The 24,691-nt window shown below is 63.8% G+C and carries 26 protein-coding genes; 8 read left to right on the top strand and 18 right to left on the bottom strand.

Annotated elements, in window-relative coordinates; all coding sequences use genetic code 11:
• Positions 1 to 60 precede the first annotated feature (60 nt).
• Entirely contained in the window at positions 61 to 432 is a 372-nt protein-coding gene (locus tag P0X85_RS05885) for a rhodanese-like domain-containing protein (RefSeq protein ID WP_275809973.1), read from the bottom strand.
• A 288-nt stretch (positions 433 to 720) separates the two neighbouring features.
• Here P0X85_RS05885 and uvrA point away from each other — a divergent pair, with 288 nt between their 5' ends.
• Positions 721 to 3,582 carry an excinuclease ABC subunit UvrA gene (uvrA, locus tag P0X85_RS05880; RefSeq protein WP_275809970.1) on the top strand — a complete coding sequence of 954 codons (2,862 nt, stop codon included), beginning with the start codon at positions 721 to 723 and terminating at the stop codon, positions 3,580 to 3,582.
• Positions 3,583 to 3,587: 5 nt separating this feature from the next.
• Here the strand turns inward: uvrA and P0X85_RS05875 are convergent, their stop codons facing one another.
• The 7 genes from P0X85_RS05875 to P0X85_RS05845 all read right to left on the bottom strand — a co-directional run bounded on the left by P0X85_RS05875 (position 3,588) and on the right by P0X85_RS05845 (position 8,709).
• Positions 3,588 to 3,968: a hypothetical protein gene (locus P0X85_RS05875; protein ID WP_275809967.1), complete on the bottom strand. Its 381-nt coding sequence runs from the start codon at positions 3,966 to 3,968 to the stop codon at positions 3,588 to 3,590.
• A gap of 21 nt (positions 3,969 to 3,989) precedes the next feature.
• Complete coding sequence (locus P0X85_RS05870; protein ID WP_275809964.1) at positions 3,990 to 4,355, bottom strand: hypothetical protein; 366 nt, start codon at positions 4,353 to 4,355, stop codon at positions 3,990 to 3,992.
• A 151-nt stretch (positions 4,356 to 4,506) separates the two neighbouring features.
• Complete coding sequence (locus P0X85_RS05865) at positions 4,507 to 4,710, bottom strand: YgaP family membrane protein (RefSeq protein ID WP_275809961.1); 204 nt, start codon at positions 4,708 to 4,710, stop codon at positions 4,507 to 4,509.
• 128 nt (positions 4,711 to 4,838) lie between these two features.
• Complete coding sequence (locus tag P0X85_RS05860; protein ID WP_275809958.1) at positions 4,839 to 5,498, bottom strand: Crp/Fnr family transcriptional regulator; 660 nt, start codon at positions 5,496 to 5,498, stop codon at positions 4,839 to 4,841.
• Between the two features lie 111 nt (positions 5,499 to 5,609).
• Complete coding sequence (gene mmsB / locus P0X85_RS05855) at positions 5,610 to 6,482, bottom strand: 3-hydroxyisobutyrate dehydrogenase (protein ID WP_275809955.1); 873 nt, start codon at positions 6,480 to 6,482, stop codon at positions 5,610 to 5,612.
• Between the two features lie 38 nt (positions 6,483 to 6,520).
• Positions 6,521 to 7,564: an enoyl-CoA hydratase/isomerase family protein gene (locus tag P0X85_RS05850; protein WP_275809952.1), complete on the bottom strand. Its 1,044-nt coding sequence runs from the start codon at positions 7,562 to 7,564 to the stop codon at positions 6,521 to 6,523.
• A complete protein-coding gene (locus tag P0X85_RS05845; RefSeq protein ID WP_275809949.1) occupies positions 7,561 to 8,709 on the bottom strand; it encodes an acyl-CoA dehydrogenase family protein in 1,149 nt (382 codons plus the stop codon). Before P0X85_RS05845 ends, P0X85_RS05850 begins: the two co-directional genes overlap by 4 nt.
• Before the next feature lie 152 nt (positions 8,710 to 8,861).
• Between P0X85_RS05845 and P0X85_RS05840 the strand changes: the two genes are divergently transcribed.
• Complete coding sequence (locus P0X85_RS05840; protein WP_275809946.1) at positions 8,862 to 9,818, top strand: SAM-dependent methyltransferase; 957 nt, start codon at positions 8,862 to 8,864, stop codon at positions 9,816 to 9,818.
• Positions 9,819 to 9,889: 71 nt separating this feature from the next.
• Here the strand turns inward: P0X85_RS05840 and P0X85_RS05835 are convergent, their stop codons facing one another.
• Positions 9,890 to 11,389, bottom strand: coding sequence for a CoA-acylating methylmalonate-semialdehyde dehydrogenase (locus P0X85_RS05835; protein ID WP_275809943.1), 1,500 nt, complete (start codon positions 11,387 to 11,389; stop codon positions 9,890 to 9,892).
• A gap of 102 nt (positions 11,390 to 11,491) precedes the next feature.
• On the opposite strand from P0X85_RS05835, the gene P0X85_RS05830 reads away from it, so the two are divergent.
• From P0X85_RS05830 to coaD, 3 genes are all read left to right on the top strand, one after another.
• Positions 11,492 to 12,394 (top strand): LysR family transcriptional regulator, encoded by a 903-nt coding sequence (locus P0X85_RS05830; protein WP_275809940.1) that lies wholly within the window; start codon positions 11,492 to 11,494, stop codon positions 12,392 to 12,394.
• Positions 12,395 to 12,450: 56 nt separating this feature from the next.
• Positions 12,451 to 12,885: a CBS domain-containing protein gene (locus P0X85_RS05825; protein WP_275809937.1), complete on the top strand. Its 435-nt coding sequence runs from the start codon at positions 12,451 to 12,453 to the stop codon at positions 12,883 to 12,885.
• Between the two features lie 97 nt (positions 12,886 to 12,982).
• Positions 12,983 to 13,477, top strand: coding sequence for a pantetheine-phosphate adenylyltransferase (gene coaD, locus P0X85_RS05820; protein ID WP_275809934.1), 495 nt, complete (start codon positions 12,983 to 12,985; stop codon positions 13,475 to 13,477).
• 62 nt (positions 13,478 to 13,539) lie between these two features.
• Here coaD and gap (P0X85_RS05815) read toward each other — a convergent pair whose 3' ends face one another.
• The 6 genes from gap (P0X85_RS05815) to purB form a co-directional block, all read right to left on the bottom strand.
• Entirely contained in the window at positions 13,540 to 14,541 is a 1,002-nt protein-coding gene (gene gap / locus P0X85_RS05815) for a type I glyceraldehyde-3-phosphate dehydrogenase (RefSeq protein ID WP_275809930.1), read from the bottom strand.
• 107 nt (positions 14,542 to 14,648) lie between these two features.
• The gene (locus tag P0X85_RS05810; RefSeq protein WP_275809927.1) at positions 14,649 to 14,792 is read right to left on the bottom strand and encodes a hypothetical protein; all 144 of its coding nucleotides are present in this window, start codon (positions 14,790 to 14,792) and stop codon (positions 14,649 to 14,651) included.
• 38 nt (positions 14,793 to 14,830) lie between these two features.
• Entirely contained in the window at positions 14,831 to 15,832 is a 1,002-nt protein-coding gene (gap, locus tag P0X85_RS05805; protein ID WP_275809924.1) for a type I glyceraldehyde-3-phosphate dehydrogenase, read from the bottom strand.
• 239 nt (positions 15,833 to 16,071) lie between these two features.
• Positions 16,072 to 17,115, bottom strand: coding sequence for a flagellar motor switch protein FliG (locus P0X85_RS05800; RefSeq protein ID WP_275810646.1), 1,044 nt, complete (start codon positions 17,113 to 17,115; stop codon positions 16,072 to 16,074).
• 108 nt (positions 17,116 to 17,223) lie between these two features.
• Positions 17,224 to 17,373 carry a hypothetical protein gene (locus P0X85_RS05795; RefSeq protein ID WP_275809922.1) on the bottom strand — a complete coding sequence of 50 codons (150 nt, stop codon included), beginning with the start codon at positions 17,371 to 17,373 and terminating at the stop codon, positions 17,224 to 17,226.
• A 78-nt stretch (positions 17,374 to 17,451) separates the two neighbouring features.
• Positions 17,452 to 18,756, bottom strand: coding sequence for an adenylosuccinate lyase (purB, locus tag P0X85_RS05790; RefSeq protein ID WP_275809919.1), 1,305 nt, complete (start codon positions 18,754 to 18,756; stop codon positions 17,452 to 17,454).
• An 82-nt stretch (positions 18,757 to 18,838) separates the two neighbouring features.
• Here purB and P0X85_RS05785 point away from each other — a divergent pair, with 82 nt between their 5' ends.
• Together P0X85_RS05785 and P0X85_RS05780 are read left to right on the top strand one after the other, a co-directional pair.
• Entirely contained in the window at positions 18,839 to 19,246 is a 408-nt protein-coding gene (locus P0X85_RS05785) for a DUF6314 family protein (protein WP_275809916.1), read from the top strand.
• Positions 19,247 to 19,361: 115 nt separating this feature from the next.
• Positions 19,362 to 19,808 (top strand): PaaI family thioesterase, encoded by a 447-nt coding sequence (locus P0X85_RS05780; protein WP_275809913.1) that lies wholly within the window; start codon positions 19,362 to 19,364, stop codon positions 19,806 to 19,808.
• Here P0X85_RS05780 and P0X85_RS05775 read toward each other — a convergent pair.
• The 3 genes from P0X85_RS05775 to acnA form a co-directional block, all read right to left on the bottom strand.
• Complete coding sequence (locus tag P0X85_RS05775; protein WP_275809910.1) at positions 19,805 to 20,248, bottom strand: hypothetical protein; 444 nt, start codon at positions 20,246 to 20,248, stop codon at positions 19,805 to 19,807. The genes P0X85_RS05780 and P0X85_RS05775 overlap by 4 nt on opposite strands.
• A 117-nt stretch (positions 20,249 to 20,365) precedes the next feature.
• Positions 20,366 to 20,677, bottom strand: a complete 312-nt coding sequence (locus P0X85_RS05770; RefSeq protein WP_275809907.1) for a TM2 domain-containing protein — start codon at positions 20,675 to 20,677, stop codon at positions 20,366 to 20,368.
• 123 nt (positions 20,678 to 20,800) lie between these two features.
• On the bottom strand, positions 20,801 to 23,491 hold the full coding sequence (gene acnA / locus P0X85_RS05765; RefSeq protein ID WP_275809903.1) for an aconitate hydratase AcnA: 2,691 nt from the start codon (positions 23,489 to 23,491) through the stop codon (positions 20,801 to 20,803).
• 280 nt (positions 23,492 to 23,771) lie between these two features.
• Here acnA and P0X85_RS05760 point away from each other — a divergent pair, with 280 nt between their 5' ends.
• Complete coding sequence (locus tag P0X85_RS05760) at positions 23,772 to 24,689, top strand: DUF1223 domain-containing protein (RefSeq protein ID WP_275809900.1); 918 nt, start codon at positions 23,772 to 23,774, stop codon at positions 24,687 to 24,689.
• Positions 24,690 to 24,691: the final 2 nt, after the last annotated feature.

The raw sequence follows: 24,691 nt of genomic DNA, 5'->3' as shown, positions 1-24,691 counted from the left end.
GACAAAAGGGGCCGGAAGGCCCCTTTTTCATTGGGGGCGGCGCCCCCTATACGTGTTGGCTTAGCGCTCGACCGCGCCGCCCGCCGCGTGCCAGTCGTACAGGCCCCCGAGGTTATAAACCTCTTTATAGCCCATCTGCACGAGCATCTGGCCCGCGCCCTGACTGCGCGCGCCCGACGCGCAATACAGCGCGACCGGAGTGTCGAGTGCCAGTTGCGGCAGGCATTCCGGGCTCGAGGGGTCGCATTTCATCTTCAGCGCCATCAGCGGCACATGCAGCGCGCCCGCCGCCTTGCCCTGACGCAGCTCCATCCCGTCGCGCACGTCGATCACCACCAGTTCTCCCTTGGCGGCACGCGCCACCGCATCCTTGGCGTGAATGCGCCGGACCGAAGCCCCGGTGGGCGCCGAAGGTCGAAGGAAATTCAGCATATCGCATCTCCGAAATCAGAGCGGCCCTGTCCGGGCCCGTTGCCGTTTCATGTGGCAAATCGCCCCTTGGTTTCAAGGGGGAACCGGGCGTGCGCCGCAAAATATATTCAAAAAAGTGAATAGAATGGCGCTGGCGCGACAGCAGGCCCGTAAAACAAGCGCCCGGCGAATGGGTGCGGCGCAGGGGGAAAGCCGCGCAAATCGCAAAAGTTCACACTTCGTTCGCATATTTTCATTGGAGACTCGCGCGCTATCGCCTATCTAGAGCGGGTCGAACAGGGGGCCGGGATGGCGGAACAGAAGTTCATCGAAGTGCGCGGCGCGCGCGAGCACAATCTCAAGGGCGTGGATATGGATATCCCGCGCGATCAGTTCGTGGTCATTACCGGGCTGTCCGGCTCGGGCAAGTCCTCGCTCGCCTTCGACACGATCTACGCCGAGGGGCAACGCCGCTATGTCGAGAGTCTGTCTGCCTATGCGCGCCAGTTCCTCGACATGATGGGCAAGCCCGATGTGGACCATATCTCGGGCCTCTCGCCCGCGATTTCCATCGAGCAGAAGACGACCTCCAAGAACCCGCGCTCGACCGTCGGCACGGTGACCGAGATCTATGACTACATGCGGCTTCTTTTTGCCCGCGCGGGCACGCCCTACAGCCCGGCAACCGGCCAGCCGATCGAGGCGCAGCAGGTGCAGGACATGGTCGACCGCGTCATGGCCATGCCCGAAGGCAGCCGCGCGCATCTGCTCGCGCCCATCGTGCGCGACCGCAAGGGCGAATACAAAAAGGAGATGCTGGAACTGCGCAAGCAGGGCTTCCAGCGGGTCAAGGTCAACGGCGAATTCTACGACCTCGAAGAGCCGCCAACGCTCGACAAGAAGTTCCGCCACAATATAGACGTGGTGGTGGACCGCGTCGTTGTGCGCGAGGGGATGGAGACGCGGCTCGCCGACAGTTTCCGCACCGCACTGGACCTTGCCGACGGGATTGCGATCATCGAGACGGTGCCGCGCGAAGGCGAGGGTGAGGCGGAGCGCATCACCTTCTCCGAGAATTTCGCCTGTCCCGTCTCGGGCTTCACCATCCCCGAGATCGAGCCGCGGCTGTTCTCGTTCAACGCGCCCTTCGGGGCCTGCCCGGTTTGCGACGGGTTGGGGGCGGAACTGTTCTTCGACGAACGCCTTGTGGTCCCGGACGTGACGCTCTCCCTCAACGCGGGCGCGCTTGCGCCTTGGGCGCGCTCCAAGAGCCCGTATATCACCCAGACCATTCAGGCGCTTGCCCGCCATTACGGATTTGATCCCAAGACGCCGTGGAAGGATCTGCCCGAGGCTGTGCAAAACCTGTTCCTCTATGGCTCGGGAGAGGACGAGATCAAATTTCGCTTCGACGAGGGCGGCCGCGTCTATGAGGTCAGCCGCACCTTCGAGGGCGTGATCCCCAATATGGAGCGCCGCTACCGCGAGACCGACAGCGCGTGGTCGCGCGAGGATATGGAGCGCTTCCAGAACAACCGCCCCTGCGGCACCTGTAGCGGCTACCGCCTCAAACCCGAGGCGCTCGCGGTCAAGATCGGCGGGCTGCATGTGGGGCAGGTGGTCGAGATGTCGATCAAGGAAGCCTATGCCTGGGTCGACAGCGTGCCTGCCGCGCTCAGCCAACAGAAGAACGAAATCGCCCGCGCCATCCTCAAGGAAATCCGCGAACGTCTTGGCTTCCTTGTGAATGTTGGTCTCGATTACCTGACGCTCAGCCGCGCCGCCGGCACGCTTTCGGGCGGTGAGAGCCAGCGCATCCGTTTGGCCAGCCAGATCGGCTCCGGGCTGACGGGCGTGCTGTATGTGCTCGACGAGCCGTCGATCGGGCTCCATCAGCGCGACAATGACCGGCTGCTCGGCACGCTCAAGAACCTGCGGGATCAGGGCAACTCGGTGCTGGTGGTCGAACATGACGAGGACGCGATCCGCCACGCGGATTATGTCTTCGATATCGGTCCCGGCGCGGGTGTGCATGGCGGTCAGGTCGTGGCGCGCGGCACCCCCGAAGAGATCGCTGCCGATCCGGCGAGCCTTACCGGGCAGTATCTCTCGGGCACCCGCCAGATTGAGGTGCCGCTGGAGCGCCGCAAGGGCGGCAAGAAGAAGGTCACCGTGGTCAAGGCCTGCGGCAACAACCTCAAGGACGTGACGGTCGATTTTCCGCTGGGCCAGTTCATCTGTGTGACGGGCGTGTCGGGTGGCGGTAAATCCACGCTGACCATCGAGACCCTGTTCAAGACCGCCTCGATGCGCCTGAACGGCGCGCGCCAGACGCCTGCCCCCTGTGACACGGTCAAGGGGCTTGAACATCTCGACAAGGTGATCGACATCGACCAGCGCCCGATCGGGCGCACGCCGCGCTCGAACCCGGCCACTTATACCGGCGCCTTCACCCCGATCCGCGATTGGTTCGCCGGTCTCCCCGAGGCCAAGGCGCGCGGCTACAAGCCGGGCCGGTTCAGCTTTAACGTCAAGGGCGGGCGCTGCGAGGCCTGTCAGGGCGATGGTGTCATCAAGATCGAGATGCACTTCCTGCCCGATGTCTATGTCGAATGCGAGACCTGCAAGGGCAAGCGCTACAACCGCGAAACGCTTGAAATCCTTTACAAAGGCAAGAGTATCGCAGACGTGCTCGACATGACCGTCGAGGATGCGCAGGAGTTCTTCAAGGCGGTGCCCGCGATCCGCGAGAAGATGGACGCGCTGATGGAGGTGGGCCTTGGTTATATCAAGGTCGGTCAGCAGGCGACGACGCTGTCAGGGGGGGAGGCGCAGCGCGTCAAGCTCTCCAAAGAGCTGGCGCGGCGGGCGACGGGGCGGACGCTCTATATTCTGGACGAGCCGACGACCGGTCTCCATTTCGAGGATGTGCGCAAGCTCTTGCAGGTGCTCCACAGCCTTGTCGATCAGGGGAATACGGTCGTGGTGATCGAGCACAATCTCGATGTCATCAAGACCGCAGACTGGATCATCGACATTGGTCCCGAAGGCGGGGATGGCGGCGGTGAGATCGTGGCGACCGGCACGCCTGAAGAGGTCGCCCGCGAGGGCCGCAGCCATACAGGGCGATACCTCGCGCCGATGCTCGGCATCCGGCAGGCCGCCGAGTAGGGGTCTCAGGGCCCGTAGGCCCGGCCCACCACCTCGATGACCTGATGGGTCTGGCTTGAGACCTTGTAGATCACGCCCGCGATCTTGTAGTAGCGCCACGGTCCGTCCACCGGGGGCAGGTCGTAGCGGCGCAGGTCCATCAGCATCGAGTGCTCGTAGACGGGGAAGTCGTCACCCGGCTCATATTGGGCGCGCAGTTTGCCTTGCAGTACCCAGCGAAAGCCCTTCCCACCCTCGCGGGGCACCTTGCAGAACGTGTCGCCAGTGGTGAGCGTTTTGCATTCGAGCGGGGCGGCGTCTTCGTCCGCCTGCGCCGGACCCGGCCCGGCTGCCACGACGATCAACGTCAGGGCAAGCATGGGCAGGGGGGCAGTCAGGCAGGTCATCGGCGCTCCGGCGGGTCCGTGTCAGTCCAGTATCGCGGCCACGGCGCCAATCAGGTCGAGAATCTCGCCGGTTTCGCGGTTCACACGGAACACATAACCATCCGTGCGCCAATAAGTATAGCGCGGATCGAGACCGTACCGGCGAGGGTATTCGATGATGACATAGTCGCCGCGGATATGGTCGCCAACGCGATAGCGATGCGTGTGCTCTTTCTTCGCCAGCCCCGGCGTGCGGCAGCCATTGTTCTTTTTGGCAAGACCGGGCGGGCAGCCGTCGATCCGCTCCATCGTCCTGAATTTGACCCCGCGGTTGTCATCTGCGGCGGCCAATCCGGGCATGAGGGCCAGACCGAGGGCGGTGGCGATCATCATTTGATGCAGGCGCATGGTGCTCTCCTCCTGTGTTCGAGGATCAATCCCGCAGAATACCGTCCGGTTCCACTCACGGCTCCGTGTTGGGCGGAGCTTCGCCGGTGGGCATGAAAAACCGCCCCGCGCGGATGGCGCGAGGCGGCAACTATCCGGGCCGGAGCCGGGTTTACTTTTTCATCGGGCAGGTATTGAGGCCGATGATGCTGTAGAGCGGGCAGCTGCCCATGAGCCCGGTCAGAAGCGGCACCACGCCGATCAGATAGGCCCAGCGATAAGTCGCATCGGCATTGAGGAAAAAGCCTGCCAGCAGGGCGAGGCCGACGACGATGCGCAGCACGCGGTCGATGCCGCCAACATTGGATTTGAACATGAGTGCGTTCCTTTGGGTTGCGCGTTGAAACAGGACCGGGGGTTGCCCCGACTTTTTCAGATTACCCCGACTCGCGCCGCCTGTCTGTGACAACGTCACCAAGCCGTTCGGCGCGCTGGAAAAATCCGTCAGGCGGCCTGTGTGGCGGCCAGCCGCTCAAGCGCCACGCGGTCGGTCACGATGACCGCGCCTCGCTCGGTCCGCACCCAGCCGCGTCGCGCAAACGCATCCAGCCGGCGCGAGACCACCTCGCGGGCAGAGCCGATATGCGTGGCGATTTCCTGATGGGTCGCGTTGACGCGCCCGTTCTCGGCGCGCGCGCAGAGCCAGCCCGCCAGTCGGCATTCGACGCTCTGGAACGAGACCCGCTCCATCAGTTCGATCATGCCCCCCATGCGCGTGGCGAAGGCGGCGAAGACCATCTGACGGAAGTCTGGGGCCTCGTTGATCAGGCGCAGGAAGAGCGGCCGGGGGATGATCACGACGCGCGTGGGCGTCGCGGTGATCGCCTCGGTCGAATAGATCGCCTCGCCCAGAAGGCCAAGCGTCGTCTGCACGCAGCTTTGCCCGGGTTCGACCGCGTAAAGCAGGATTTCGCGCCCGTTCTGCCCGGTCAGAAAGACCTCGATCCGCCCGTCGAGCACAATGGCAAACCCCTCGACCGGATCGCCCGGACGAAAGACCACCGCACCACGCGGCAGGTCATGGACGGGCAGGGGGGCGAGTTCGTCGCGCGTGCTCGCGCGCAACGTGCTCAATCCGGCAGCGGTATCGATCCAGTCACTCATGCAAGGGGTTGTAGCGGCTCAGGCGTGCTTGGCAAGCGTGCGCGGTCGTCGCAGCCGTTGCAGGGGGGGGGCGCCGGGGCCGAAGCCCCGACGCTGGAGGAGAGTGGAGCCTTAGCCCCGCCCACGCTTTTCGAAGCGCGGCAGCATGGCGGAGAAATCCATGCCTTTGCCGTCTTCGGTCTCGACAAACTGGGTATAAAGCGCCGCCGCGAGTTGCCCCATCGGTGTATCGGCATCGGCGGCCTCGGCGGCTTGCTGTGACAGACGCAGGTCCTTGAGCATCAGCTCGGCGGCGAAGCCCGGTTTGTAATCATTGTCGGCCGGCGATTGCGGGCCGACACCCGGCGCCGGGCAATAGGCATTCATCGTCCAACTATAGCCCGAACTGGTCGAGACCACGTCGAACATCTTCTGCCGGTCGAGGCCGAGCTTGTCGGCCAGCGCGAAGGCTTCGCAGGTGGCAATCATCGTCACGCCGAGGATCATGTTGTTGCAGATCTTGGCGGCCTGACCGGCGCCCGCCGCGCCGCAATGCACGGCCTTCTGGCCCATGATTGCGAAGAGCGGTTCGACGGTTGCGAAATCGCCCGCCTCACCGCCGACCATGAAGGTGAGCGTGCCGTTCGTGGCCCCGCCCACGCCGCCCGAGACGGGCGCGTCGAGCGCACCGACGCCTGCGGTCTTTGCGTCTTCGGCGACGGCGCGCGCGCTCTCGACATCGACGGTCGAGCAGTCGCAGAGCACCGCGCCCTTGCGCATCGCCGGGATCACCTCGGCGGCGACGCTGCGCAGGATCGCGCCATTGGGCAGCATGGTGATGACCACATCCGCGCCGTCAGCGGCGGCGGCAGCGGTCTCCGCTTTGCTCACCCCGTCCGGGCAGGCCGCGACAAGGTCGAAGCCCGTGACCTCATGGCCCGCTGCGACAAGGTTTGCCGCCATCGGGCCGCCCATATTGCCAAGACCGATAAAACCTACTTTCATTATTTCCTCCCAATGGTTTGCGTCATGCTTTTAAAGCATCACGCGAAGTCGATACGCCCCTCCGGGCCAAGCGGTTCCAGCATCAAGGCGACCTCGGTGTCCGGCAGCGATGCAAGATCGTGTTTCCACTTCGGATTGCGGTCTTTGTCGATGATCTGGGCGCGCACGCCCTCAAGAAAGTCGCCGAATTCGGCCGCCCGCCAGGTGAAGCGGAACTCGTTCTCCAGCGCCTTGCGGATCGAGTCGTCCTGGCGCGTCATCCGAACAAGACGCAGCGTGGCCTCCATCGAGAGTGGAGAGTTGCGGTAAATCGTCTTGAGCGTCCGCGCGGCAAAGTCGCTGCCCGAGGTTTCCAGCTTGGCGACGACGGCGTGGATGTCCTCGCCCAAGAATGCGCGCTCGATATCGGCGGCCAGCGGCGCAAGCGTGCCGGGCGCTTCTGGCGTGCGGTCGCGGGGCAGGATGCCCGGCGTGCCGGTGGCGATCAGTTGCGCTTTCATCGCATCCCACTCCGCCTCGGGCAGGTAGAGATCGGCAAAGCCCGCATGGATCGCATCGGCCGCATTCATCCGCGCGCCGGTCACGCCCAGATACTCGCCGATCCGGCCCGGTGCGCGTGCCAGCAGCAGCGTCCCGCCCACATCGGGGATCAGGCCGATCCCGCTTTCGGGCATCGAAACCTGCGTGCTGTCACCGACAATCCGATGGCTCGCATGGCCGCCGACGCCGACGCCACCGCCCATCACGAAGCCTTGCATGAAGGCGACAATCGGCTTGGCATATTCCGCGATCTTCGCGTTCATCCGGTATTCGTCGGCCCAGAATTCGCGGCCCGGACGATAATCGCCCGCTATCCCGGCGCGATAGACGGCGGCGATATCGCCGCCCGCGCAAAAGGCGCGCTCGCCCTCGGCGTCGATCAGCACCAGATCGACCTCTGGATCGTCGCGCCAACGGTCGAGCGCGGCCTCGATCGCCATCGCCATATCGTGGTCGAGCGCATTGAGCGCCTGCGGCCGGTTGAAGGTCAGACGACCCGCGCGCCCTTCTTTGCGCGCGATCATGGTAGGACGTTCGCTCATCCGTTCCGCTCCGTCAGCAGGGACCGACCCACGATCAGCCGCATGATTTCATTGGTGCCTTCGAGAATCTGGTGCACACGCAGATCGCGCACGATCTTTTCGATCCCGTAATCGGCAAGATAGCCGTATCCGCCATGCAATTGCAGGCATTCATTCGCCACCTCAAAGGCCGCATCGGTCACATAGAGCTTGGCCATGGCGCAGAACTTGGTCGCGTCGGGCGCCTTGTTGTCGAGTTTCCACGCGGCCTGCCGCAGGAAGGTGCGCGCCGATTGCAGCTTGACCTCTTGCTCTGCGAGGCGGAATTGCAGGGCCTGAAACTGGTCGAGCGTGCGCCCGAAAGCCTTGCGTTCGCCCATATATTGCAGGGTCTGATTGAGCGCCTGCTGCGCGCCACCAAGGGCGGAAGCGGCGATGTTCAGACGCCCGCCATCAAGCCCGGCCATTGCATAGGAAAACCCTTTGCCTTCCTCGCCGACACGGTTCTCTGCCGGGATTTCGCAATCGTCGAACTGGACCTGCGCGGTGGGTTGTGCGCGCCAGCCCATCTTCTTTTCGAGCGCCCCGAAGGACAACCCCGGCGTGCCCGCCTCGATCACCATGGTCGAGATGCCCTTGGGGCCATCCTCGCCGGTGCGGACCATGGTCAGGTAGCAATCCGAATAGCTGCCGCCCGAGATGAAGGCCTTGGTCCCGTTCAGCTTGTAGCCCGCGCCGGTCTTTTCGGCCCGCGTGCGCAGCGCCGCCGCGTCCGAGCCGGAGCCCGGTTCCGTCAGGCAGTAGGAGAACACCTTTTCCATCGTGCAAAGCTGCGGAAGCCAGCGCGCGCGGGTCTCATCCGAGCCGAACTTGTCGATCATCCCGCCGCACATGTTGTGGATCGAGAGGAAGGACCCAACGGAGGGGCAGGCCATGGCCAGCGCTTCGAAGACCAGCGTCGCGTCAAGCCGCGTCAGCCCCGAGCCGCCATATTCTTCAGACACATAGACGCCGCCCAGTCCGAGTTCTGCGACCTTCGCCCAAAGTGCGCGCGGGATCGTGCCCTGCTCTTCCCAGGCGGTGGCATGGGGCGCGATCTCTTCCTGACCAAACCCATAGGCCATATCGAAAATGGCCTGCTGCTCCTCGCTCAGTGCGAAATCCATAAGCTCCTCCTCCCCGGAACGGATGAATTGAACATTTGTTTAGTTGTGAAACCTTGCAGGAGTTTTGCAAGGGGGGCAGGGGGCGCCGCTGCGTGCTTGCCGCTCGCGCTCCCTGTTGCTATCTCTGCGCGACCCAGAGCGTGAGGACAGCCATGAGTGCAGACACCATCCGCCCCGTCGAAGAGGCGCTGAAGATGGCCGAACGGATGTTCCGCGTCGATGACGTCATGGCCGATATCGGCAGCGATCGGGTCGCGGAATATTACGACCAGTCGATCGGCGGCTATGAGAACGTTTATCACCGCTCGGGGGCGATGCACATGGCGCTCAACAGCGGCGACGAGTTCAACGCCGCGGGCCTTTTGGGGCAGGTGCGCCGCTGCGCGCGGGCGCTTGAGGGCGAGAAGGTCACGCGCATTCTTGAACTGGGATCGGGCGGCGGGTTCAACCTGATCGGTATGGCCGCGCGCTTCCCCGAGGCCGAAATCGTCGGACTCGACCTGATGCCCGGCCATGTCGAGCGTGCCCGGCGCCGCGCCGAAGAACGCGGGCTGAGCAATGTCACCGTGATTGCGCGCAGTTTTGCGGAACTGGATGAGGATCTGGGCGAATTCGACCTGATCTACTCGGTCGAGGCGCTGTGCTATGCCACTGATTTGCCGGATCTTTTCAGAAAGGTTGCCGCGCGTCTGCGCCCGGGCGGTCAGTTTATCGTATTCGACAGTTTCCGGGGCGTTCCGCCCGCGCAACTGGATGACACGATGCGCAAGGTCTTGCTGCTCAGCGAGGTCGGTATGGCGGTGAATAACGGCTTTCACACCGTGCCCGCCTGGCGCAAGGCGCTGGATGCGGCGGGGCTGCGGCTGGAAGCGAATGGCGATTACACCGACCAGATCATGCCGAGCCTGCGCCGGCTCTACCACCTCGCGGCGCCCTTTGCCGGCGGCGTGCGCAAGGTTGCGGTCAAGGCGATGCCGCCGCTTCTGGCGCGCAATCTGCTGACGGGTCTGCTTGGTGTGCATGCCCATGCTCCGGTGCCCGGTCGTGAGGATGGCCGGCGCGCGCTGTGCTATCGCGGCATCTTCGCGCGCAAACCGCTCGAAGGCTAGAACAGGGGCGCCTTGCGCCCGTGCCATCGCCCGGTAACGGGGGGCGGCGGGGTTGCCCCCGCCCGCTCCGATCAGTCCAGCGCCTTGAAGTTCAGCGCGGCACCTTCCTTGATGCCCGAGAACCAGCGCGCGGTCACGGTCTTGGTCTTGGTGTAGAAGCGGAACGCGTCCGGCCCGTATTGGTTCAGGTCGCCAAAGGCCGACTTCTTCCAGCCGCCGAAGGTGTAGTAGCTCAGCGGCACCGGGATCGGGAAGTTGATCCCGACCATGCCGACATTGACGCGGCTTGCGAAATCGCGCGCGGTGTCGCCATCGGCGGTGAAGATCGCAGTGCCGTTGCCATACTCGTTGTCGATCACGAGGTTGAGCGCGTCCTCATAGGTCTTCGCGCGCACCGTCGAGAGCACCGGGCCAAAGATCTCTTGCTTGTAGATATCCATGTCGCGGGTGACGTTGTCGAACAGCGACGGGCCGACGAAGAAGCCGTTCTCGTAGCCTTGGATCTTGAGATTGCGGCCATCGACGACGAGCTTTGCGCCTTGCTCCACGCCGGACTCGACCAGCCCGTTGATGCGCTCTTGCGCCTGCTTGGTGATAACCGGCCCGAAATCGACATCGTCGCCGCCCGTGTAGGGGCCGACCTTGAGCTTCTCGATCCGCGGGATCAGCTTTTCGATCAGCGCATCTGCGGTTTCATCGCCCACTGGCACCGCGACCGAGATCGCCATGCAGCGTTCGCCCGCCGCGCCGAAGCCTGCGCCGACCAGCGCATCCGCCGCCTTGTCGAGATCGGCATCGGGCATGATCAGCATGTGGTTCTTGGCGCCGCCGAAGCATTGTGCGCGTTTGCCGTTCGCGGCAGCGCGCGCATAGATATACTGTGCGATCGGGGTCGAGCCGACGAAGCCGACGGCCTGCACGACCTCATGGTCGAGAATGCCGTCCACGGTCTCCTTGTCGCCGTTCACGACCTGAAGAACGCCATCGGGCAGACCCGCTTCCTGCGCGATTTCTGCCAGACGCAGCGAGGTCGAGGGCACCCGTTCCGACGGTTTGAGGATCATCGCGTTGCCGGCCGAGAGCGCCGGACCCATTTTCCACAGCGGGATCATGGCGGGGAAGTTGAACGGGGTGATGCCAGCGACGACGCCGAGCGGCTGGCGCATCGAGTAGAGGTCGATGCCGGGGCCCGCCTCGCCGGTATATTCGCCCTTGAGCATCGCCGGTGCGCCCATGCAGACCTCGATCACCTCAAGGCCGCGCTGCACATCGCCGCGCGCATCGGGGAGGGTCTTGCCGTGCTCGACTGCGACCAGCTCGGCCAGCTCGTCCATGTATTGATTGATCAGGTCGCCGAATTTCATCATCACCCGCGCGCGGCGCTGCGGGTTGGTGGCGGCCCATGCGACCTGCGCCTTTGCGGCGGAGTCGATGGCTTCGTTCAGCTCTTCCGGCGTTGCCAGTGCAACCTTGGCCTGAAGCTCGCCCGTAGCGGGGTTGTAGACTTCGGCGAAGCGGCCGGATTTGCCCGCAACCATCTTGCCGTTGATCCAGTGACCGATCTCTTTCATGGCATCCTCCCTCGGATTGACTACGCGCAGATTACCCTTGCGAAAATGCCGACAAAAGAGGAAGTGTGGCAAAGGTATTTTGCGAAAATGCAAAGGTGGCTGATGGATTGGGATGATCTGCGGGTGTTTCTCGCCGTGGCCCGCGCCGAGAGCCTGTCGGGGGCGGGGCGGGTGCTCAAATGCGATGCTGCGACCGTCGGGCGGCGCGTGCAGCGCCTTGAGGAAGCGGTGGATGCGCCGCTTTTCGTCAAATCTCCAAAGGGTTACGCCTTGACCGAGGCGGGCGCGCGACTCTTGCCCCATGCCGAACGGGTCGAGCAGGCGATGGCCGGTGCGAGCGAGGAACTGAGCGGCACGGCGGGCCACCTGTCGGGGCAGTTGCGCATCGGTGCGCCCGATGGCTGCGCGAATTATCTGCTGCCGCAGGTCTGCGCGGCGATTTCCGATGCCAATCCGGGGCTTGAGATACAGATCGTCGCCTTGCCGCGCGTGTTCAACCTTTCCAAGCGCGAGGCCGATATGGCGATCGCGGTCTCCCCGCCCACTGCCGGACGGCTCACCGTTCAGAAGCTCACCGATTACAAGCTGCATCTGGCGGCGCATCAGGACTATCTCGACTCTGCGATGCCGATCCGGTCGCGGGCGGATCTGCGCGCGCATCGGATGATCGGTTACATCCCCGATATGATCTTCGACAAGGAACTCGACTATTTCTCCGAGACCGGCTGCGAGACCGTCGCGTTGGCCTCGAATTCCGTCTCGGTGCAGATGCAGATGGTGCGCGCGGGGGCCGGGCTGGGCATCGTGCATGATTTCGCGATCCCCTTCACGCCGGGCGTTGTGCGGGTTCTGCCAGACACCATCTCGCTCACGCGGGCGTTCTGGCTGATCCGCCATGCCGATGACCGGCGCTCCGAGCGGCTGACACGGTTTGCCGAGGCTTTGGGGCAGGGGTTGCGCGCCGAAGTGGCCCGGCTCGAAAGCCTTGCGCTCGGCGCGACTTGACAGAATGTCGCAGGCGCGCAACCCTGAGACTCTGTTCGGCATAAGGGGAGGTTGCGATGCAGGTGCTTCAAATTCTGAAAGACAAGGGTGATGACGGTGTGGTCACGGTCGCGCCGGGAACCTCTGTCGGCGCGGCGGCCGAGATCCTGTCCACCCGTCGGATTGGCGCGGTGATCGTCTCGCGCGATGGCAAGCACCCGCTCGGTATCGTCTCCGAACGCGACATCGTGCGCGAGTTGGGCCGCAAGGGCGGCACCTGTCTGACCGACAAGGTCGATGACATCATGACCGAAAAGCTGGAATCCTGCATTCGTACCGAAAACACCGACGAGGTGATGCGCCGCATGACCGAGGGACGCTTCCGCCATATGCCGGTGATGGAGGGCAGCGAAATGGTCGGGTTGATCTCGATCGGGGATGTGGTCAAGGCGCGGCTGGCCGAACTGCACATGGAAAAAGAGGCCCTGACCGGCATGATCATGGGCAATTGATGCCGCATTGCGGCATCTGAGCGCTTGCAATCGGGCACGCAATATTGTTGCGTGCCCTTAATGTGTCCGCGCCCCGCGATCCGAAAAGGAGGACCCCATGCGCATCGGTCTCTATCCCGGCACTTTCGATCCGGTCACGCTTGGCCATATCGACATTATCGAGCGGGCCCTGGCGCTGGTGGACCGGCTGGTGATCGGGGTGGCGATCAACCGCGACAAGGGGCCGTTGTTCTCGCTCGATGAGCGCGTCGCCATGCTTCAGGCCGAATGCGCCAAGATCACCGAGCGCTGCGGCGGCGAGATCGTCGTGCATCCGTTCGAGAACCTGCTGATCAATTGCGCCCATGATGTCGGCGCGAGTGTGATCGTGCGCGGGCTGCGAGCAGTGGCCGATTTTGAATATGAATTCCAGATGGTTGGCATGAACCGGGCCCTCGATTCCAGCGTCGAGACCGTGTTCCTGATGGCCGACGCACGCCGTCAGGCGATTGCCTCGAAGCTGGTGAAGGAAATCGCGCGTCTTGACGGCGATGTCTCGAAATTCGTGACGCCCGCGGTGCGCGACGCGCTGGTCGCCAAATACGGGGCGTGATCCCCCGAAGGCTGAGTTGACAAAGGGCGCCGCTTGGCGCCCTTTGTCATTTTATCTCAAGATCAGAGCAGCTTACCCATCGCCACGGCGGTATCCGCCATCCGGTTCGAGAAGCCCCACTCGTTGTCGTACCAGCTCAGCACGCGCACCATCGTGCCGTCCATGACCTTGGTCTGATCGAGCGCAAAGGTCGAACTATGCGGGTCGTGGTTGAAGTCAATCGAGACGTTCGGGCGCGCGGTGAAGTTCAGAACGCCTTTGAGCGGACCTTGCGCGGCCGCGATGATCGCTTCGTTGATCTCTTCGACGGAGGTGGCGCGGGCGGCCTCGAAGGTGAGGTCCACCACCGAGACATTCGGGGTCGGCACGCGGATTGCGACGCCGTCGAGCTTGCCCGCCAGTTCCGGGAGCACCAGACCTACGGCCTTGGCTGCGCCAGTCGAGGTCGGGATCATGCTCATCGCGGCGGCGCGGGCGCGGTAAAGATCGCTGTGCATCGTGTCCAGCGTCGGCTGATCGCCGGTGTAGCTGTGCACGGTGGTCATGAAGCCTTTTACGATGCCGATGCTGTCGTTCAGCACCTTCGCCACCGGGGCAAGGCAGTTCGTGGTGCACGACGCGTTGGATACGATCAGCTGATCGGCGCGGAGCGTGTCATGGTTGACGCCATAAACGATGGTGTTGTCCGCGCCCTTCGAAGGCGCAGAGACGAGGACCCGGCTCGCACCGTTTTCCAGATAGACGGCGGCCTTTTCGCGGTCGCGGAACACGCCGGTGCATTCCAGAACAATATCCACATCCGCCCAGGGCAGTTCGGCCGGGTTGCGGATCGCGGTGACCGCGATCGGGCCGCGGCCCACGTCGATGCTGTCGGCGCTGTGCTTGACCTCGATCGGGAAGCGCCCGTGCACGGAGTCGAATTGCAGCAGGTGGGCGTTGGTCTCGACGGGGCCCAGATCGTTGATGGCGACGACCTCGATATCGGTGCGGCCCGACTCGATGATGCCGCGCAGGACATTGCGCCCGATCCGTCCGAACCCGTTGATTGCGACTTTGACTGCCATGCGTGCCTCCTCTGGCTGCGGCTGCGCAAAGCGACGACTCGGCCCGTTGCGCATGTTTGCGCTAACATGGCGATTTTGCACAAAAGGTCAACCTTCGCGCGAAAGGCTTAGCGCCAGAAGGCGACGAAATGGATGAGATCGACGATTTTGGCGCCCATAAACAGAACCGCCCCCCAATCGTTGGCAAAGCCATCGAGCAGGAGGCAGATCAGGATCAGGGCACCAAGCCCGAGCGCGACAGGGTTCGACATGGTCGGTCCTTAGAGCCCGGGCTGTTGGCGCGGGCAGATCAGAGCAGGCGGCCCATCGCGCCGGCCACGTCGGCCATGCGGCAGGAGAAGCCCCATTCGTTGTCATACCAAGCCAGAACGCGCACCAGCTTGCCGCCGGTGACCTTGGTTTGGTCGGGGGCGAAGATAGACGAGTAGGGCGTGTGGTTGAAGTCGATAGAGACCTTGGGTTCGGGGTCATAAGCCAGAACCATGCCCATATAGCCTTGGGCGGCCTCACGAACGATCTCGTTCACGTCCTGAACAGTGACCGATTTCGAGGCCACGAACGTCAGGTCGACCGCCGAAACGTTCGGGGTCGGCACGCGCATCGCGGTCCCGTCGAGCTTGCCCGCCAGTTCAGGCAGCACTTCGCCGATGGCTTTTGCGGCGCCGGTCGAAGTCGGGATCATCGCCATGGCCGCGGCGCGGGCGCGATAGAGATCCTTGTGGCGGCGATCCAGCGTCGGCTGGTCCCCGGTATAGGAGTGGATCGTGGTCATGATGCCCGATTCGATACCGATGGCCTCGTTCAGGACCTTGGCGAGCGGTGCAAGGCAGTTCGTGGTGCACGAGCCGTTCGAGACAACCTCATGCTCGGCGCGCAGATCGCGGTGGTTCACGCCATAAACGACCGTCTTGTCGGCATTCTTGGCGGGGGCCGAAACCAGCACGCGCTTGGCGCCGCGACCAAGGTGAACGGCGGCCTTGTCGCGCGCATTGAACTTGCCGGTGCATTCCATCACCACATCGACGCCGTCCCAGTCCAGCTCATCGGGGTTGTAGGTCGACATGACTTCAATCGGGCCCTGGCCGAGATCGAGGGTCTTGCCTTCGATCTTGACGGGCCCGGCGAACCGGCCGTGGACGGAGTCATATTTCAGCAGGTGTGCGTTGGTCTCGATCGGGCCGGTGGCGTTGATCTTGACGACCTGAACGTCATTGCGCGCAGCTTCCGCGATATGCGCCAAGGTGCAGCGGCCGATGCGGCCGAAGCCGTTGATCCCGATGGTGACGGTCATGTGCGCTCTCCTGAATTGGGGCAGACTTCCCTGATACGCCGCAGGCGATACCATGCCCCGCCGCCCCTTGGGAAGCCACACTGTCCGGCTGTTGGCGCAAACATGGGGTGATTGCGATAACGTTAGCGACGACCGGCCCGCGCAATGGGCCGGTTGCCGCCACGCGGAGCACCGGGAAAACGCGCGGCGCTAAGGCGACGACAGGCCGCCGCAAGGCGAGTCGGGGCAGGGGGAAGGCGTCATTCTTCCTCTTCCGCGACAAGGAAAATCTCGCCCGCAGCTTCCATTTCCCGGATCGCCGTGACGACGAGCCCCATCGCTTCTTCGGCGTCTTTCTCTTTCACCTTGCCGAGATTTTCCATCTCTTCGCGCAGCGATTGGGCCATGCGTTGCGAGATGTTGGAGAGAATGAATTCCGCCGATTTCTCCAGCGCCCCGGTGGCGCCCGCCAGCGCGACCACGAGTTTGGCCTGATCGACACTGCGCAAAATCTTGGGGATATCGCGCGGGTCGAGCCGGGCGGGGATATTGGCGAAGGTAAAGATTGCCTTCTTGACCTGATCGGCAAAAACCTGATCGTCCTCTTCCAGACCCTTGAGCACCGCATCGCGCGTGGCCGCCGCCGAATAATTGAGGATGGCCCCCACCCGTTCCACCGGCCCGGTATCGAACGCTCGGGCAGGCTGCGCGTCGAGCTGCGCGGCAAGCGCCTGACCGATCCGGTGCACGGTCTCGGGCGAGACATTCCCGGTGAGCGACACCGCATAAGCGATCCGCCGCGCCTTGTCGCCGGGCAGCTTGCTGAGCAGTTCCGCCGCCTTGCCGACCGAGAGTTTCGACAGCACGACGGCCCCGACCTCGGTGCTTTCCTCCTCAAGCACCGGAGCCAGCATGTCCACCGAAAGCCCGGCCAGCCGCTCCCATGGATCGGCCCGCGACGTGCCGCTGGCCAGCCGCCGCAGCCGCGTCGCCGCCGAGGCCGATAACTGCCCGTCGAGCAGCGACAAAGCCCCATCAATGCCCCCCGGAAAGGCGAGACCGACCGCCTCCAGCTCTGCGCAGAATTCCTCAACCACCTGATGCAGCGTGTCACGATCCACGAGCCGAAGCTGCGCGATTTCCTGTGTCAGGCTGGTTTGCTGATCGTCGCTGAGATCGGTGAGCGGCACCTTCACCCCCTCGGCTGAGAGAAGGCGTACGACGATGGCCGCCTTTTGCCGACGCGTCAGCCCCTTGGGCGCGCTTGAACCGCCCGGTGCGGCGAGCTGGCCGATAGGGGTCATCGGGGCGATGGCATTCACGAGTATCCCTCCGAATCCGGTGTTGCTTCGGACAGGGTCGCAGACGCCAGTTAAAAGGCCCTTACCGTCACTGCGGCAAGGGCCATCATCTTAGCTGCTGTGGATCACGCAGGACTTGGTTTCCGCGTCCCAGCTTTGCCCTTCGGGGCAGCTCATCGCAGTGCGCTCGCTGCATCCGAATGCGGCAGCCGCCATCGGCGTCAGGGCGAGGACGAAGGCGGCGAGGATCGTTCTCTTCATGGTCGCTCTCCTGTTGTTGTCGGAACAGGAGACCACGAATCACCCGATCCGCGCCATCACCGATGCGTGAGATCGCGATTATTCGCCGAAAACGCGGGCGAAAATCGTGTCCACATGCTTGGTGTGGTAGTCCATATCGAACTTGGCGTTGATCGCATCGACGCCAAGGGCTGCGACCACGTCCTTGTCCGCCAGCAACTGCTCGCGGAAATCGACGCGGTCTTCCCAGACCTTGAGCGCATTGCGCTGCACCATCGCATAAGCGTCTTCACGCGACACGCCCGCCTGCGTCAGCGCCAGCAGCACGCGCTGGCTCATCACGAGGCCGGGGAACTTGTTCATGTTGTCGAGCATGTTCTGCGGGAAGATCAGCATCTTTTCGACGACGCCGGCGAGGCGGTTGAGCGCGAAATCGAGGGTGATCGTCGCGTCCGGCCCGATGCCGCGCTCGACCGAGCTGTGCGAGATGTCGCGCTCGTGCCAGAGAGCCACGTTCTCCATCGCCGGGACCACCGTCATGCGCACCAGTCGTGCAAGGCCGGTGAGGTTTTCGGTCAGCACCGGGTTCTTCTTGTGCGGCATCGCCGACGAGCCCTTTTGGCCCATCGAGAAGAATTCGGCGCCTTCCAGCACCTCGGTGCGCTGCATGTGGCGGATTTCGATCGCGATATTCTCGATCGACGAGGCGATGACGCCCAGCGTTGCAAAGAACATCGCATGGCGGTCACGCGGGATCACCTGGGTCGAGATCGGCTCGGGGCGCAGGCCCAGTTTTTCGCAGACATGCTCTTCGACGCGCGGGTCGATATTGGCGAAGGTGCCGACCGCGCCCGAGATTGCGCCGGTCGCAACCTCTTCGCGCGCCGCTTGCAGGCGGGCCTTGTTGCGGTCCATTTCGGCATAGAAGCGCGCGAAGGTGAGGCCCATCGTCGTTGGCTCGGCATGGATGCCGTGCGAGCGGCCCACGCGGACGGTGTTTTTGTGCTCATAGGCGCGGGTTTTCAGCGCCGCCAGAACCTTGTCGAGATTGGCCAGCAGGATGTCTGCCGCGCGCACGAGCTGCACGTTCAGGCAGGTGTCGAGCACGTCCGACGAGGTCATGCCCTGATGGACGAAGCGGGCCTCTTCCGAACCGACATGCTCGGCCAGATGCGTCAGGAAGGCGATCACGTCATGCTTGGTCACGGCCTCGATCTCGTCGATGCGCGCCACGTCGAATTCCACATCCTTGGCCTTCCACACAGCCTCGGCATTTTCGCGCGGGATCACGCCCAGATCGGCTTGCGCATCGCAGGCATGGGCCTCGATCTCATACCAGATCTTGAATTTCGTCGCGGGTTCCCAGATATCGACCATCTCTTGGCGGGCATAACGCGGGATCATTGGCAGCGGCCTTTCGGTTGTGGAGGCATTGCCGGGCTTCTAGACTGCGCGCGCCCTAGGGGCAAGGTAAAGGCTGGTTTGAATGGTTCTGCGTCTGTCTGATTTTGAAGGTCTCTGGCTTGTATCCCGCGTGATCCGCCCCAAAGACGCCCCTGAAGGGCGGTTCGAGGGGCAGGCGCGCTTCACCCGCGATGGGGCCTGCTTGCGCTATTTCGAGGAGGGTGAACTGACCCTGCCGGGCTCCGGGCCGATGCATGCCGAGCGCGCCTATCTCTGGCGCCGGGGCGGCAAGGGGATCATTGTCGATTTCGCCGATGGCCGTGCCTTTCATAGCTTCGATCCCGCCGTTCCCGAGGCGACCCATTGGTGCGACCCGGACGACTATGCCGTGCGTTACGAATTCGATCGCTGGCCCGAGTGGCGCGCTGAATGGCGGGTCAAGGGCCCGCGCAAGGATTACGTCATGGTGACGGACTACCGCCGCGCCTGACGGGGCGCGAAGCCTCTGACGTGGCGTCAGATTGCTCCCGCCGGACCGGTTCGGGGGCGGACGCCATTGACCCGACCGGGGCTGGGCCGAAACATGGGCGCAGAGGGAGAACATCATGCCAGACACCACCGTAACCGCTCCGGCCACGCCGGAAACCGACGCCCGTATCCGTGCGAGTTTTGCCCAACAGGCGATGATGGAAACCATCGGCGCGACACTCGAAGACGTGACGCAGGGGCAGGTGGTGATTTCGGTCCCGGTGCAGGACCAGTTCCGCCAGCAACAGGGCGTCGCCCATGCCGGTCTGGTCTTTACTTTGGGTGACAACGCAGCAGGCTATGCCGCGCTGAGCGTGATGCCACCCGGCGTCGAGGTGATGACGGTCGAAATGAAGATCAACATGCTTGCGCCGGGGCAGGGGCGGCTGATCGCCGAAGGGCGGGTCCTCAAGCCCGGGCGGCGTTTGGTGATCGTGGCGGCGGATGTCTGGTCCGAGGACGCGACCGGTGTGCGCAAGCATGTTGCCGCGCTGCAAGGCACGATGATCCCGGTGACGCTTTAATCCAGCGCGCTGATATGGGTGACCAGCCGCCCGTCCGCGCCTTCGAACATCGTGAACTGGTAGAACCCCCAGGCGTTCAGAAGCCGGCGCTCGAAATCGGCACGGTTTTCGTAGCACCATGTGATCCAGTGCCCGGCGCTGATCCGGGCGCGGCGGTCGGTGGTGGTGAAATAGCCGTCCTCGCCGTCCTCGGGACCCCATTTGTGAAACTTGTGCACATTGGCGCGGTCCTGCTGAACCATGGCCAGCACCGAGCCGAGCGGCGCGCCTTTGGAATTGACCTTGTCGAACTGGTCAAGCGCCGCGACATAGCGCGCTCGAACCGGGCCGGGAAAGGCGGGCTCGGCGCTATAGGGCAGGCACTCCTGTGCAAAGACGGGGGCGGCAAGGCTGGCGGCCAATAGCGGGGCGGCAAACCCCGCAATTACGGTGTTGCGCATGACACTCTCCAGAGGTTTGGGTGAGGTTCGCACCTCAACCCTTTGGAAATCGCGGAAAGTTTAGCGCTTCTGCCGGGGACTGCACAGGTGGGATAGTGCCGCAGCCGGGCGGCGCTTTCAGCGGTGGCCCTGCGCGATCTGCCAACGCAGCACTTCGCGGTCCTGTGCGATCATGCCCGGGATCAGCAGCGCGTCGATCAGCCACCACAGACCCACGAAGGCCAGCGGCAGATAGCCGATCAGGATCACGCTCAATGCCGAGCCGATACCGAAGAGCACCAGCATTGTAAGCGCAGAGCCCCAGCGACCCAGATAGAACCGATGCGCGCCGAACATGCCGAGGAAGAACCACAGCAGGTAAGCGACGAAAGGCGAGGGCGCCTCGTTCGAGATGCGTTGCTCGATGTAAAGGGCGCGAGTGTCGGTCATGTTAACCTCCGTAACATCATGGGGGTGATATGGGGAGGCGGGCCCGCGGTTCAAGGGGTGGGGCGAAAGCACAAACGAAAAAGGCCCCGCAAACGCGGGGCCTTTTCCTGTGATGTCGGTCGCTTACGACTTGGCGAGGTTGCGCAGCACGTAGTGCAGCACGCCGCCATTGCGTAGGTAGACGATTTCCACCTCGGTATCGATGCGCGACTTGAGCATGATCTGCTTGGTCGAGCCATCCTTGTAGGTGATGGTGCAGGGCACGAGGCTGAGCGGCTTGATGTCGCCCTCAAGCCCTTCGATCGTGACCACTTCGTCGCCGGTCAGGTTCAGCGTCTTGCGGGTGTCGCCGCCGGTGAACTCGAACGGGATGACGCCCATGCCGATCAGGTTCGAGCGGTGGATACGCTCGAAGCTCTCGGCGATCACGCCCTTGACACCCAAGAGGTTGGTGCCCTTGGCTGCCCAGTCACGCGACGAGCCCGCGCCGTATTCGATGCCACCGAAGATGACGAGGGGCGTGCCTGCCTCTTGGTATTCCATCGAGGCGTCGTAGATCGAGGTCTGCTCGCCGTTCGGGCCTTTGGTGAAGCCGCCTTCGACGCCGTCCAGCATCTCGTTCTTGATGCGGATATTGGCGAAGGTGCCGCGCATCATGACTTCGTGGTTCCCGCGGCGCGAGCCATAGGAGTTGAAGTCTTTCGGCAGGACCTGACGCTCGGTCAGGTACTTGCCGGCCGGGGTTTCCGGCTTGAACGAGCCTGCGGGCGAGATGTGGTCGGTGGTGATCATGTCGCCGAGCAGCGCGAGGACGCGTGCGCCGTTGATGTTCGAGATCTCACCGGCATCCGGGCCCATGCCTTTGAAGTAGGGCGGATTCTGGATGTAGGTCGAGCTTGCCGGCCAGTCGTAGGTCTCGCCTTCCGAGGTCTCGACCGCCTGCCATTTCGCGTCGCCTTTGAACACGTCGGCATATTTCGACAGGAACGCCTCGCGGGTGACGGTCTTGTCGACCAGCTCCGCGATTTCCTCGTCGGTCGGCCAGATGTCCTTCAGGTAGACGTCCTGACCGTCCTTGCCCTTGCCGAGCGGCTCGGAGGTGATGTCGATGTTCATGTCACCGGCGAGCGCATAGGCGACGACCAGCGGCGGCGAGGCGAGGTAGTTCGCGCGCACGTCGGGGCTGATCCGGCCTTCGAAGTTGCGGTTGCCCGAGAGCACGGCGGTCGCCACGAGGTCGCCCTCGTTGATCGCCTGGCTGATTTCCGGCTGGAGCGGACCCGAGTTACCGATACAGGTGGTGCAGCCATAGCCCACGAGGTTGAAGCCGATCGCGTCGAGGTCTTCTTGCAGGCCCGAGGCGTCGAGATATTCGGACACGACCTGCGACCCGGGCGCGAGCGAGGTTTTCACCCACGGCTTGCGATCCAGACCCAGTTCGCGCGCCTTTCGCGCCACGAGGCCCGCGCCGATGAGCACATAGGGGTTCGAGGTGTTGGTGCACGACGTGATCGAGGCGATCACCACCTTGCCCGAGGACATGGTGTAGGTCTCGCCCTTGACCGGGACTTCCTTGCCCATCTCGCGCTTGAAGGTCTCTTTCATTTCCTTGGCGAAAGCGGCTTTCGCGTTGGTGAGCGGCAGGTAGTCCTGCGGACGTTTCGGGCCCGAGATCGCCGGAACGATGGTCGACATGTCGAGCTCGAGGGTCGAGGAGTAGACCGGTGCATAGTCCGCGCCGCGCCAGAAGCCGTTTTCCTTCGCATAGGCTTCGACGAGGGCGATACGGTCCTCGTCGCGGCCGGTCTGACGCAGGTAGCGCAGGGTCTCGCCGTCGATCGGGAAGAAGCCGCAGGTTGCGCCGTATTCGGGCGCCATGTTGGCGATGGTCGCGCGGTTTGCCAGCGGCAGGTTGTCGAGGCCTTCACCGTAGAATTCGACGAATTTGCCGACCACGCCGTGTTTGCGCAGCATTTCCACGACTTTCAGCACGAGGTCGGTCGCGGTGGTGCCTTCGACCATCTTGCCGGTGAGCTTGAAGCCCACGACTTCCGGGATCAGCATCGAGACCGGCTGGCCGAGCATCGCGGCTTCAGCCTCGATCCCGCCAACGCCCCAGCCGAGAACGGCCATGCCGTTGACCATGGTGGTGTGGCTGTCGGTGCCGACCAGCGTGTCCGGGTAGGCCACGGTTTCGCCGTTCTGGTCGCTATCGGTCCAGACGGTCTGGGCGAGGTATTCCACGTTCACCTGGTGGCAGATGCCGGTGCCGGGCGGCACCACGCGGAAGTTCTCGAATGCGCCCTGACCCCATTTCAGGAACTGGTAGCGCTCCATGTTGCGCTCGTATTCGAGGTCAACGTTCTTCTGGAAGGCGCGCGGGTTGCCGAATTCGTCGATCATCACCGAGTGGTCGATCACGAGGTCGACGGGCACCAGCGGGTTGATCTTCTTGGCGTCGCCGCCAAGCGCCTTGATGCCGTCACGCATGGCGGCAAGGTCAACCACCGCCGGAACGCCGGTGAAGTCCTGCATCAGCACGCGGGCCGGACGATAGGCGATCTCGCGCGGGTTCTTGCCGCCTTTTTCGGCCCATTCACCGAAGGCCTTGATGTCGTCGACCGAAACCGAGAAGCCGCCGTCTTCGAAACGCAGCAGGTTCTCAAGCACGACTTTCAGCGAAGCGGGCAGCTTCGAGAAATCGCCCAGGCCCGCGTCTTGCGCGGCCGGGATCGAGTAGTAGGCGTAGCTTTTGTCGCCGACTTTGAGCTGGCGACGGGTCTTGGCAGTGTCCTTGCCGGTCACGACGGTCATAGGGTGGCCTCCCGTTGAGATGATGGGTATCGCTGAAGGGCTTTTGCCCGTTTCCGCAGAGTCGATCAAGGGGGGGAGGTGCATTTTGTATACCATTGCACACAGATTTTCCGCGAAACCCATATCCCCAGAAGCAGTCGCCTCCAGAGCCAAGGCTTCGAGAGGCGGAACGCTGTCGTGGCCGCACCCGCGATAGGGCGGAAACGAAAATCGCAAAACCTTGATTGGCAAACGCCCCCCCCGCGGCATAGGAAGAGAGAGAACGAGCGAAAGAGGCAGCATGACACGCGCGATCCTGAAGGCCGCATTGGGTGCCTGGGTGGTTCTGGCCCCGATCTCCCTCTCGGAGTCTCTCGACTGGCATGTGCCGATGGCCAATGCGCAAGAGGCCCCGACTGGAGACGCCGCGCCGGGCGTGCTGGCCCAGCCGCCGGTGGCCGAGCGCAGTGCTGACGGCTCGGCGGCCACAGCCGCCCCCGCGCTTCCCGAGATTGCCGAGGCGCTGGCCGCCGCGCAGGCCCGCCGCGTCCGGGCAGTCGAGCAAAGTCCGATCGTGGTCGAACTGTTCACGTCGCAGGGGTGCTCCTCTTGCCCGCCCGCCGATGAACTTCTGGCAGAGATCGCGCCCCGTGACGATCTGATCGCGCTGGCGTTGCATGTCGACTATTGGGATTACCTCGGCTGGGAGGATCCCTTCGCCCAGCCGGCCTTTACCGCGCGCCAGAAAGCCTATGCCCGCGCGAAGGGTGAGCGCACGATCTACACGCCGCAGATGATCGTGAACGGCGCAGAGGCGCTGGTCGGCCCCGAGGCGGAGACGCTCGAGGCGCTGGTGACCCGCAGCAAGGCCGCGCCCGATCATGTGGGCATCGCGGTGTCGGGCATGAAGGGCAAATACGAGATCGAGCTTTGGGCGAATCCGCCGCTCGATCATCCGGCGGTGGTTCAGATCGTGCGCTATGCGCCCGAGGCACGGGTCAAAATCCTGCGCGGCGAGAATGCCGGGCTGGAGCTCGACTACGCCAATGTCGTGACCGCGTGGCATGCGGTGGCGGAATGGGACGGGCGCACGCCGCAGCGCATTACCGCCACCATCGAAGGCAACGAACCCGCCGTGGTGATCGTGCAGGCGGCCTATCCGGGCAAGAAGGTGCCGCTGCCGGGGGCGATCCTCGCGGCAGAGCGCCTGACCCCCTGAGC

The sequence above is a fragment of the Pseudothioclava nitratireducens genome (assembly GCF_029210495.1).
Lineage (GTDB): Bacteria > Pseudomonadota > Alphaproteobacteria > Rhodobacterales > Rhodobacteraceae > Pseudothioclava > Pseudothioclava nitratireducens.
The sequence above is the reverse complement of the archived record's forward strand: the minus strand, read 5'-3'. Positions and strand labels throughout refer to the sequence as shown.

Coding starts and splice junctions, on each gene's coding strand:
- P0X85_RS05885 (WP_275809973.1), bottom strand. CDS start 432: ATGCTGAATTTCCTTCGACCTTCGGCGCCCACCGGGGCTTCGGTCCGG.
- uvrA (WP_275809970.1), top strand. CDS start 721: ATGGCGGAACAGAAGTTCATCGAAGTGCGCGGCGCGCGCGAGCACAAT.
- P0X85_RS05875 (WP_275809967.1), bottom strand. CDS start 3,968: ATGACCTGCCTGACTGCCCCCCTGCCCATGCTTGCCCTGACGTTGATC.
- P0X85_RS05870 (WP_275809964.1), bottom strand. CDS start 4,355: ATGCGCCTGCATCAAATGATGATCGCCACCGCCCTCGGTCTGGCCCTC.
- P0X85_RS05865 (WP_275809961.1), bottom strand. CDS start 4,710: ATGTTCAAATCCAATGTTGGCGGCATCGACCGCGTGCTGCGCATCGTC.
- P0X85_RS05860 (WP_275809958.1), bottom strand. CDS start 5,498: ATGAGTGACTGGATCGATACCGCTGCCGGATTGAGCACGTTGCGCGCG.
- mmsB (WP_275809955.1), bottom strand. CDS start 6,482: ATGAAAGTAGGTTTTATCGGTCTTGGCAATATGGGCGGCCCGATGGCG.
- P0X85_RS05850 (WP_275809952.1), bottom strand. CDS start 7,564: ATGAGCGAACGTCCTACCATGATCGCGCGCAAAGAAGGGCGCGCGGGT.
- P0X85_RS05845 (WP_275809949.1), bottom strand. CDS start 8,709: ATGGATTTCGCACTGAGCGAGGAGCAGCAGGCCATTTTCGATATGGCC.
- P0X85_RS05840 (WP_275809946.1), top strand. CDS start 8,862: ATGAGTGCAGACACCATCCGCCCCGTCGAAGAGGCGCTGAAGATGGCC.
- P0X85_RS05835 (WP_275809943.1), bottom strand. CDS start 11,389: ATGAAAGAGATCGGTCACTGGATCAACGGCAAGATGGTTGCGGGCAAA.
- P0X85_RS05830 (WP_275809940.1), top strand. CDS start 11,492: ATGGATTGGGATGATCTGCGGGTGTTTCTCGCCGTGGCCCGCGCCGAG.
- P0X85_RS05825 (WP_275809937.1), top strand. CDS start 12,451: ATGCAGGTGCTTCAAATTCTGAAAGACAAGGGTGATGACGGTGTGGTC.
- coaD (WP_275809934.1), top strand. CDS start 12,983: ATGCGCATCGGTCTCTATCCCGGCACTTTCGATCCGGTCACGCTTGGC.
- gap (WP_275809930.1), bottom strand. CDS start 14,541: ATGGCAGTCAAAGTCGCAATCAACGGGTTCGGACGGATCGGGCGCAAT.
- P0X85_RS05810 (WP_275809927.1), bottom strand. CDS start 14,792: ATGTCGAACCCTGTCGCGCTCGGGCTTGGTGCCCTGATCCTGATCTGC.
- gap (WP_275809924.1), bottom strand. CDS start 15,832: ATGACCGTCACCATCGGGATCAACGGCTTCGGCCGCATCGGCCGCTGC.
- P0X85_RS05800 (WP_275810646.1), bottom strand. CDS start 17,115: ATGACCCCTATCGGCCAGCTCGCCGCACCGGGCGGTTCAAGCGCGCCC.
- P0X85_RS05795 (WP_275809922.1), bottom strand. CDS start 17,373: ATGAAGAGAACGATCCTCGCCGCCTTCGTCCTCGCCCTGACGCCGATG.
- purB (WP_275809919.1), bottom strand. CDS start 18,756: ATGATCCCGCGTTATGCCCGCCAAGAGATGGTCGATATCTGGGAACCC.
- P0X85_RS05785 (WP_275809916.1), top strand. CDS start 18,839: ATGGTTCTGCGTCTGTCTGATTTTGAAGGTCTCTGGCTTGTATCCCGC.
- P0X85_RS05780 (WP_275809913.1), top strand. CDS start 19,362: ATGCCAGACACCACCGTAACCGCTCCGGCCACGCCGGAAACCGACGCC.
- P0X85_RS05775 (WP_275809910.1), bottom strand. CDS start 20,248: ATGCGCAACACCGTAATTGCGGGGTTTGCCGCCCCGCTATTGGCCGCC.
- P0X85_RS05770 (WP_275809907.1), bottom strand. CDS start 20,677: ATGACCGACACTCGCGCCCTTTACATCGAGCAACGCATCTCGAACGAG.
- acnA (WP_275809903.1), bottom strand. CDS start 23,491: ATGACCGTCGTGACCGGCAAGGACACTGCCAAGACCCGTCGCCAGCTC.
- P0X85_RS05760 (WP_275809900.1), top strand. CDS start 23,772: ATGACACGCGCGATCCTGAAGGCCGCATTGGGTGCCTGGGTGGTTCTG.